7 protein-coding genes and 1 pseudogene are annotated in these 9,302 nt (G+C 70.4%); 2 read left to right on the forward strand and 6 right to left on the reverse strand.

Annotated elements, in window-relative coordinates; all coding sequences use genetic code 11:
- Positions 1 to 410, forward strand: a 410-nt coding sequence (locus tag ACFFNX_RS32880; protein ID WP_512699868.1) for a sigma-70 family RNA polymerase sigma factor family protein, incomplete at its 5' end; no start/stop codon positions are given.
- A 77-nt stretch (positions 411 to 487) separates the two neighbouring features.
- Here ACFFNX_RS32880 and ACFFNX_RS32885 read toward each other — a convergent pair.
- The 4 genes from ACFFNX_RS32885 to ACFFNX_RS32900 all read right to left on the reverse strand — a co-directional run bounded on the left by ACFFNX_RS32885 (position 488) and on the right by ACFFNX_RS32900 (position 6,583).
- Positions 488 to 3,238 (reverse strand): bifunctional YncE/alkaline phosphatase family protein, encoded by a 2,751-nt coding sequence (locus ACFFNX_RS32885; RefSeq protein ID WP_378209763.1) that lies wholly within the window; start codon positions 3,236 to 3,238, stop codon positions 488 to 490.
- Between the two features lie 3 nt (positions 3,239 to 3,241).
- Positions 3,242 to 4,597, reverse strand: coding sequence for an ABC transporter permease (locus ACFFNX_RS32890; RefSeq protein WP_378209764.1), 1,356 nt, complete (start codon positions 4,595 to 4,597; stop codon positions 3,242 to 3,244).
- Positions 4,598 to 4,655: 58 nt separating this feature from the next.
- Complete coding sequence (locus ACFFNX_RS32895; RefSeq protein WP_378209765.1) at positions 4,656 to 5,645, reverse strand: ABC transporter ATP-binding protein; 990 nt, start codon at positions 5,643 to 5,645, stop codon at positions 4,656 to 4,658.
- 185 nt (positions 5,646 to 5,830) lie between these two features.
- Positions 5,831 to 6,583: a class I SAM-dependent methyltransferase gene (locus ACFFNX_RS32900; RefSeq protein WP_378209766.1), complete on the reverse strand. Its 753-nt coding sequence runs from the start codon at positions 6,581 to 6,583 to the stop codon at positions 5,831 to 5,833.
- Positions 6,584 to 6,818: 235 nt separating this feature from the next.
- On the opposite strand from ACFFNX_RS32900, the gene ACFFNX_RS32905 reads away from it, so the two are divergent.
- Complete coding sequence (locus ACFFNX_RS32905) at positions 6,819 to 7,406, forward strand: HD domain-containing protein (protein ID WP_378209767.1); 588 nt, start codon at positions 6,819 to 6,821, stop codon at positions 7,404 to 7,406.
- A 241-nt stretch (positions 7,407 to 7,647) separates the two neighbouring features.
- Here the strand turns inward: ACFFNX_RS32905 and ACFFNX_RS32910 are convergent, their stop codons facing one another.
- Both ACFFNX_RS32910 and ACFFNX_RS32915 read right to left on the reverse strand, forming a co-directional pair.
- Positions 7,648 to 8,685: a family 2 encapsulin nanocompartment cargo protein polyprenyl transferase gene (locus ACFFNX_RS32910; protein ID WP_378209768.1), complete on the reverse strand. Its 1,038-nt coding sequence runs from the start codon at positions 8,683 to 8,685 to the stop codon at positions 7,648 to 7,650.
- Between the two features lie 81 nt (positions 8,686 to 8,766).
- A pseudogene (locus ACFFNX_RS32915) lies at positions 8,767 to 9,302 on the reverse strand (Crp/Fnr family transcriptional regulator); the annotation flags it as partial.

Raw genomic sequence — 9,302 nt, forward strand, 5'->3', positions numbered from 1 at the left:
CCGCCCGCCGCCCACGCGGCATCGTCTCCCCGACCGAGACCCGAAACGCGATCCAGGCCTTCCAACAGGCGATCGAGACCGGCGACCTGCAGGGCCTGCTCGACATCCTCGCGCCGGACGTCGTCGTCCTCAGCGACGGCGGTGGGCTCAAGCAGGCCGTGCGGCAGCCCGTCGTGGGCGTCGCGAAGGTGGCTCGTCTGCTGGCCGTCGGCATGGACCGGGCCGGCTCCCGGATGTCGGTCGAGCCGGTACAGGTCAACGGCCACCCGGGTCTCATCCTGCGGCTCGGCGGGGAGGTCGACGGCGTCGTGGCGATGCGGGTCGAGGACGGCCTCGTCACCGGGCTCTACTTCGTCCGCAACCCCGAGAAGCTGTCGGGTGTCGGACGGGAGATCGCGGTGGGCCGCTGAGTCCCGGCGCGCCGCGCAGGACGGAGAAGAGGCCCCCGGCCGACGCCGGCCAGGGGCCCCTCCTGGGGGTCCCTACATCAGTCGGTGTCCGACGACGGGATGTAGGCGCCGGGGATCTTGTCCGGCGCGTAGACCTTCGTCTCGCCCGGGTAGGGCTTGGCGAACCCGTGCGTCTGGTACCACGTGAAGTGGTTCATCTGCTCGGGGTTGGCGGAGTCCGCCTTGGCGAGGGGCCCGGTGAAGTGCTGCTGTGACTGCCACTTCTGCCACTGCGCCGCCACCTGCTGCTCGGCCGCCGGCACCGCCGTGGTCGTCGGCGCGGCCGGGGCCTTCGGGTTCTGCGCCGCGGGGGTGTCCGCGCCACAGGTCGGCAGGGGCGACACGCCCAACGTCAGCGACGTGCGGTTCGGCACCGCGGTGAACGGGGTGTTGTCGGGCTTCTTGGTGAAGGCCCGCGTCATCGGGGTGGCGGCGCTGTCCTTCTGGTTCATCGGGTGGATCCCGAGGATCTGCTCGATGGTGCGGATCATGGTGATCTGCGAGTAGTAGTGGTCGTCGACGGTGCCGTGCTGGGCCCAGGGGCTGATGATCTGGATCGGGGCACGGTGGCCGTCGACGTGGTCGAGACCGGCCTGGGAGTCGTCCTCGACGACGAAGATCGCCGAGTCCTTCCAGTACTTGCTGTGCGAGATCTCGTCGACCACCCTGCCGACCGCGAGGTCGTTGTCGGCGACCTGGGCGGCCGCGTTCGCCGGACCGCCGGTGTGGTCGTTGGAGAACCAGAACATGTTCAGGTTAGCCGGACCGTTCTTTTCGAAGTCCTGCTTCCAGATCTGGTACTTGTAGACGTCCGGAACGCTGGTGTCGAACATCGGGAAGCCGGGCACCGACACCTGGTTGAGCGACGGGATCGCCGAGCCCGTTCCGATGGGGTACGCGGTGGGGTTCCCGGTCGCGTCCATGGTCTTGGCGTCGCAGTACAGGTTCTGCCACGTCGCGCCGGACGGCTTGCTCTCGATCGACTGGAACTCGCCGTAGTCCTTCACGGTCTTGCCGGCCGCCTGCGCACCGGTCCAGATGAAGCCGCTCCGCTGGTGGCCGAGCGCGTCGTTCTCGGTGTCGTAGCTGCGCAGGTACTCACCGGCCGAGGACTCGGTGTACTCCGGGTCGTCGGCCTGCATCAGCCAGTTGTGCCCCTCCGCGGAGTTCGTGCCGATGTCGTAGGTGTTGTCGTACAGCCCGAACTGGTCGGCCAGCGCGTGCTGGTTCGGCGTCACGTTCTCACCGAACTGCGCCACCGACGGGTCACCGTTGCCCTTCGCGATGTCGCCGAAGAGCTGGTCGTAGGTCCGGTTCTCCTTGACGAGCAGGAAGACGTGCTTGATCGTCGAGGGGTCGCCGAGCTTCGCCGGGACCGCGACCGGCTTGGCGCCCCGGCCCCTGGACCTCTGCACCGAGCCCGGGGTCCAGCCGTTCTGCTGGAAGACCTTGGCCGTGTACGCCCTGATGACGCCGTCGCTCGGCAGCGTGAACCTCTGCAGGCTCGACGTCGTGTCGTGGGTGCCGTGCCCGGCGCTGTCGGCGGGCGGCGTACGGAGGGCGTCGATTCCGCGGGTGTTGGAGACCAGCACGTCGTTGCCGACGGTGGTGATCTCCGAGGGGAAGTAGTCGGTCGGGAGCAGGCCGACGTAGCTGACCGGCTCCAGCGGCCTGGTGTACCGGTAGACGGCGACCGCGTTGGCGCGGCCGAGCGTCACCAGCAGATGACCGTTCCTGGTGAGCGTCACCGCGTCGGGCTCGTAACCCACCGACGCCTCCGGCCACGGCCGGGTGGCGATGGTCTGGACGACCTTGTCCTTGGACGGGTCGATGACCGACACGTCGTTGCTGGCGGTGTTGGGGACGAACAGCGCCCCGTTAGCGGCGTACAGGGCGGTCGGGTGCAGACCGACGTCGATGCTCCTGACGGCGGCCGGGTTCGCCAGGTCGATGACGCTGACCGTGCCGGTGGTGGTGGCACCGGTCTTCGGGTCGGCCGGCACCTGGGTGTTGTAGGAGTTGATCGTGGTGTCGCCGGCCTTCGCCGGGCGGCCGCCCTCGTTGCTGACGTAGAGCTTGTTCCCGACCCTGACCATGCCGCGCGGGGCGTTGCCCACGTTCCAGCTCTGCTGGATGGCGCCGGTCGCCGTGTCGATGGCGACCACGCGGTTCTGGCCGTTGACGGCGGAGTACACGGTCTTGCCGTCGGGCGCGAACACCGGCTGGGCGACCAGCGCGTGCTTGGGCCCGTCCGCCGGGATCTTGATGGACGTGGGGCCGGCCAGGGTGCCGTCCGAGTTCACGGTGAACTTGGTGTACCCATCGGTCTGGCCCAGCCACAGCTGCGAGCCGTCGGGCGAGTACGTGGGGCCTTCCTGGCCCACGTCGTTGCCGCTGATCTTCAGGTCCGCCGCCGCGTTGTTGCCGACGAGCTGCTGGACCTTCCAGTCCTTCAGGTTCACGATGGCGAGCGCCATCCCGCCGTCGGTGACCGAGGCCGCGAGGTGGGTGCCGTCCGGGCTGACCGAGGACGACATGATCTTGCCGGGGTTGATGACGAGGCGCCGGCCGATCGGCTTGATGTACTGGTCGCTGGACACGACCTGGCCGTTCCTGGTGGTCTGGCCGACCTGCTGGGTGCCGAACCCGTCGGTGGAGGCGTAGGCGATACTCCCGCCGGCGACGGCGAGAGCCGCGGTGCCGGCCGCCACCGTGTGGATCCGGCGCCGGGTGCGTCTTTCGAGGAACTTACGACGGGACTTCACGACGCGCTGACGCGTGACGTGCATGGATCATTCCTTCGGAGCGCTTGCGAGCAGGTCGACGTTCCCGTCGAACTGCCACAGAGGGTTGGGTGCGTCGCCGGTCGAGGTGCGCACCTGGAAGTAGCCGTTCACCTCCTTGGGTCCGTCTCCGTCCGCGACGTACCGCCCATCAGCGGTGACGTCGAGCTGGTAGACGGCCTGGCCGACGGCGGTCGTGCCGGGAAGGTGCCAGGACACGACGCAGCGCCAGTCGTTGCCCGGTCCGTGGTCGGGGACCCGCGAGCCGCCCTTGTCGCAGGACGCGGTGGCCCGCAGCTGGGCCTCGGTGACCTCGGGACGGTGAAGCTCCCGCGTCTGCATCCGGTAGAGGTGGGCGTACACCGTGGCGAGCGAGTTCTCCACCTTGGCCCGCTCGATCCCGGAGCCCTTGGCCGGGGTCGCCCCGATGAGCACGACGACGGCGAGGGCGACCAGTCCGGCCAGCGGCAGCGCCCCCGCCAGGAGGGCACGCCGGCCCGCACCGTCGTACGCCAGGTCCGTGAAGTCGCGGCGCACGAACAGGTGGTAGGCCAGCGCGGTGGCGACGGCCGCCCACGCCAGGCTCACCACGAGGCCGACGATGAGGGGACCCACCTGCGCCGGGCTGGTGAAGAGCCCGCGCCAGGCGAGGAAGGCGTGGCTCGGCAGGGCCAGCTGTAGGGCCACCGGCAGCGGCAGCAGCTGCGCGAGCTGCAGCACGAAGGCGAGCAGCGCGGGCGTCAGCAGCCCCATCGTGGACCGGCCCAGGGCCACCGAGCCGAGGAGGCCGATCGCGGCGAACGCCAGCGTCGGCGCCAGCACGCAGACCCACGAGAGCAGGACCGTGCCGGCCGCCGCCCCCGGGGTGAGGAGATGGCCGTCCATGCCGACGAGCGGCCGGTCGCCGACCGCGAGCAGTCCGCCGGCGATGCCCGATATGGCCAGCCCCGCCACCAGCAGCAGGAGCACGGTGAGGCTGGCGATGCCCTTCGCCACGAAGATCCGCCTCGGCGAGCGGACCGCCACGAGGAGGTGGCGCCAGGTGCCCAGCCGGTCCTCGGCCGCGAAGACGTCCCCGGCGACCAGCGCCGTCAGCAGCGGGAGCGCCCAGCTCCGCGAGAAGTCGAGCACGACCAGGGCCCCCGCCCAGCCGGTGGTGTGCATCCAGCGGCCGAAGACCGTGTCGGCGGGCAGCATGCTCTGCAGGCTCACCGCGGCCACGAAGCCCGCGGGGGCGATCCAGCAGGCGAGCAGCAGCACCCGGATCCGCCACTGGGACAGCAGCTTGACCAGCTCGAACCGGTATCCCCGCAGCACCGGTGCCGGCCGGGCCTCGACCGAGGGCGGCGCGACGGTCGCGGTCATGAGTCCTCCTTCGCCGGAGGGAGCGATCGCGCGCCTTCGATTCCCTCACTCCGCTCGGTCACGAGCCCTCCTTGCCGGTCTCTCCGGCATCGGTCTCTCCGGCATCGGTCTCTTCGGCCCCGGTCAGGGCCAGGAACGCGGCCTCGAGCGGCGTCACCACGGGCGCCAGCTCTCGTACCGCCACGTCGGCGTGCACCAGCCGTACCACCAGCTCGTCGAGGGCGGGCACGGGTCCGCGGACCACGAGCACGTCGGCGTCCAGCTCGGCACGGTCACGACCGGGTACGACGCGCAGGCCCGGCGTGTCCAGCGCCACCTGGTGGGCGGCCGCCCGGTCGGAGGTGCGCACCCGGTAGTCGAGCTCCCCGCTCTCGGCGGCGAGTTTGCTCACCGGCCCGGAGAAGACGACCCGCCCGGTGGACAGGAGGGTGACCTCGGAGCACAGCGCGGCGAGGTCGTCCATCCGGTGGCTGGACAGGACCACCGCGGTCCCGTCCTCGGCGAGCCGGGTGATGACGCGGTGCACGTGGCGCTTGCCGGCCGGGTCCAGACCGTTGGCCGGCTCGTCGAGCACGAGCAGTCGTGGTGTGGTGAGCAGCGCGGCGGCCAGCCCGAGGCGCTGGCGCATGCCCAGCGAGAACCCCCGGATGCGGTCGTCGGCGACGTCTGTGAGTCCCACCTGCTCCAGTGCGTCGTCGACGCTGACGGCGTTGCCGCTGTCGTACCCGCGCAGTGAGAGCAGGGCGGAGAGGTTCTGCCGCGCGGTGAGCGACGGATAGAGCCCGGGCCCGTCCACGAAGCCCGCGACACCGTCGGGGACGGCGAGCGTCCGCCCGACCGGCGTACCCAGGATCTCGAGGCTGCCACCGTCCGCGACCGCGAGGCCCAGCAGCAGACCGAGGAGCGTGGTCTTGCCCGCGCCGTTCGGGCCGACCAGGCCGTGGACCTGCCCGCTCGCCACGTCGAGGTCGACGCCGTCGAGTGCGAGGACCACATCGCCGAAGGACTTCGTGATCCCGCGAGCCCGTACGGCGGGGCTCCTCTGCATGCGGTTCTCCCTTGGCTCGAACTTCAGCATCAGGAACCTAGGGATCGCAGGTTTGCGAGAGAAAGAGCCCATAGACGAACATTGGGCAAACTTGCTGAAATGGCGTTAGCAGGTAAATGCTTATATGAGAGTACGTGGCTATTTCCGGCTTTCTGCCCGCTGGAGGCGGAACATCGCCGGTCTCGTCATCGACGACGCGCCATGAGGTACGCGCGACGCGTCTCGACCTCCTCGGGGTGGTGCACACGTTCGAGCCGCGCGTACGTCGTGAGGCCGGTGGCGTCGAGCGCCTCGGCGACGTCACCCGGCGCGAAGAAGTGGAAGTCGATGTCGACCTCACGCCCCAGCCACTCGGTCAGATGCCGAACCTCGGAGCCGATGTGAAACGAGACGAGCACCGGACCCCCCGGACGGAGCACCCGGTGAATCTCCTGGAAGGCCCGGGGCAGCTCGGCCGCGGTCAAATGGATGATCGAGTACAGGGCGACGACGGCGGCGAACTCACCGTCACGAGCGGGCAGGTCGAGCAGATCACCCTGACGAAACTCGACGGCGGGATGCTCCCCGCGTGCCGACTCGACCACCGCACCCGACGACTCGACACCGGCCGCGGCCGCACCCTGGACGCCGAACTCACGCGCCCCACCCTGACGAGACCCGACGGCAGAATGCTCCTTACGGGCCAGCTCGACCATCGCACCCGACAGGTCGACACCGACCGCGGCCGCGCCTTGGGCGGCGAGCCAGCCGGTGACATGTCCGGGCCCGCAGCCGAGATCCGCCACGGGCGCCCCGGGACCGGCCTGCTCCAGCAGTGCGTTGAGCAGCGCCCGGTCGAGCGGCTTGTGCGCGAGCTCGTCCCGGAATCCGGTCGCGTACGGCTCGGCGACCACGTCGTAACTCCGACGAACACGCTCACGCCTGTCGGATGCCCCCATGACGGTCAGCGTCCCACAGCCGCCCGCCGTAGCCACCTCTGCTCATCCGGCAGAGCTGTGCCGTCGAAGCCCAGGGCCTTTTCGAGATCGCCGAGACAGAGACTCAGGGGCAGCCCATGCCCGGGACCGTAGCGTCCGGTGACATCGACGCCCCGCCGTACGATGACCGGGCCATCGGGACGTACGTCGCGGCCGGGGCGGTGCGGATCGGGCCGGGGTTCACTATCGTGCGCGGATGGCATCCTCGGCTCTCGATCGGGCGTTGTGTGGGGAGGCCGGGCTTCGGCTGCTGCCCGAGGAGGTGAACGGGCTGCTCCGCCGGCTCGACGCGCCGCCTCGGCTCGGGGCGCACCTGCGGGCGGTGCACGACGTCGCGTGCCGACTCCTCGACTCACTGGACGAACGGTTTCCCGGGGTGGACGTCGACCAGGAGGCGGTACGGTACGGCGCGGCCACACACGACGTCGGGAAGACCTACGTGATCGAGGAACTCTCGGGACCCGGCTCGGAACACGAACAGCGCGGATATCGGCTGCTGCTCGACCACGGCGTAGAGGAGAGGCACGCGCGCTTCGCGCGAACCCATGGCACCTGGGACGGACCGGACGTCACGTTCGAGGACCTGCTGGTGAGCCTGGCCGACAAGGTGTGGAAGGGCAAACGCGTGCCCGACCTGGAGCAGCGTGTCGTCGACCACCTCGCGACCACCGCCGGACAGGAGCCATGGGAGGCGTTCATGGCGCTCGACGACCTGCTCACCGACCTCGCCGCCGACGCCGACCGACGGCTGGCCTTCCAGTCCGCTCATCCCATCACCACCTGACCCGGCCCCCCGATCTCCGGATCATCACGCCCGCCACCCCACAGCTCTGACCGGCGTGCGCCAGACGACGGCTGTGTGTACGGCGCCGAGGCCCGGCGTCGGCGGCGCGTGGTGGGACAGCGGGACTCTGGGTCAAGGGCCGGTGCCGTGTCCACGGACCTTCACCGTGTCGGCGGGCCCCGGTTCGTGTGAGGGGCGCCCTCCACAACCGTGCGCCCGGTGAGCGTATGTGGACGCCGTGCTAGTGATCCCGGTGGGTGATCATTCGGGCGAGTGTGGTCAGTTCGTCCGCGGGGCGGGTGGCCGGGTTCGCTGAGCGCAGGTGGTGGAGGGCGTCGGTGAGCAGGTCGTCGGACTTTCGTCGGCACCAGGTGCGGCCTCCGGCGCGTTCGACCAGGTCGGCCGCGTAGATCAGTTCGGCGTCGGAGAGGGGCAGGTCGCGGTGGTAGAGCGTGGCCAGTTCACGGCCGGTCGGTGTGCCCGAGGTCAGAGCGGCGACCACCGGCAGTGACTTCTTTCTCCGGCGCAGGTCGGCGTAGACGGGCTTGCCGGTGAGCTTCGGGTCGCCCCAGATGCCCAGCAGGTCGTCGGCCAGCTGGAACGCCAGGCCCAGTTGCTCGCCGAAGGTGCGCAGCCGGGCCGCCTGGTCGGGCCGGCCGGCGAACAGCGCGCCTAGGCCGCACGCGCAGCCCAGCAGTGAGGCGGTCTTTCCCCCGGCCATCGACAAGCACTCGGACAGTTCCACATCGGCACGCGTCTCGAACGCGATGTCGGCGCTCTGGCCGGCGACGAGACTCTGCACGGCGGCGCTGAGCCACCGCATGCCCTCGGTGGCGGCCGGATGCCCGCTGGCCGCCAGCACGTCGAAGGCGAGCGTCAGCAACGCGTCGCCGCCGAGGATCGCGGCGCCCACCCCGAACGCGGCCCAGGTCGTGGGGCGATGCCGGCGCGTACGGTCGCCGTCCATCACGTCGTCGTGCAGCAGTGAGAAGCTGTGCACCAGCTCGATCGCGGCTGCGGCGGGCACCGCCGCCGACGGCTCGGCGCCCACGGCCTCGGCGGCCAGCAGGGTGAGCGTCGGACGGATCGCCTTGCCCCCGGCGGCGTTGGCCACCTGGCCGCGCTCGTCCCACCAGCCGAAGTGGTGGCCCGCGACCAGCCGCATCGGTGCGGGGAGCGTGTCGACGGCCGCGCGGAGCGCCGGGTCGACCATGCTCCGGCTCCACGCCAGGATCTCGTCCGCCGCGCGGGTGGTCCTCGGATGGTCGGTGGTCGTCATGAACCCTCCTCCGTCGGAGGGAGCGACCGCTGAGGCGTCTCCCCGGTTCCCCGGCTTCGCTCGGTCATAGGGCACCCCTCGTCAGCGGGAGATCTCGACGTTCTCGAGGATGCCCAGCGCGTCGGGCACGAGAACCGCGGCGGAGTAGTACGCGCTGACGAGATAGGACAGGACGGCCTGATCGTTGATCCCCATGAAGCGCACCGACAGGCTCGGCTGTACCTCGTTCGGGATGCCGGTCTGGTGCAGGCCGATGACGCCCTGATCGTCGACGCCGGTCCGCATCGCGACGATGGAGGTCGTACGGTCGTCACCGATCGGGAGCTTGTCGCAGGGGAGGATCGGCACGCCGCGCCAGGCGCTCACGACGTGGCCCTCCACCTCGACGTTCTGCGGGTAGACGCCCCGGCGACTGCACTCACGGCCGAACGCGGCGATGGCCCTCGGGTGGGCGAGGAAGAAGCGGGTCTTACGGCGGCGGCCGAGCAGATCGTCCATGTCGTCCGGGGTGGGCGGGCCGTTCCGGGTGTGGACGCGCTGTTTGAGGTCGGCGTTGTGGAGCAGGCCGAACTCGCGGTTGTTGACCAGTTCGTACTCCTGACGTTCCCGCAGCGCCT

The organism is Actinoallomurus acaciae (assembly GCF_042429965.1).
In the GTDB taxonomy this organism is placed as follows: domain Bacteria; phylum Actinomycetota; class Actinomycetes; order Streptosporangiales; family Streptosporangiaceae; genus Actinoallomurus; species Actinoallomurus acaciae.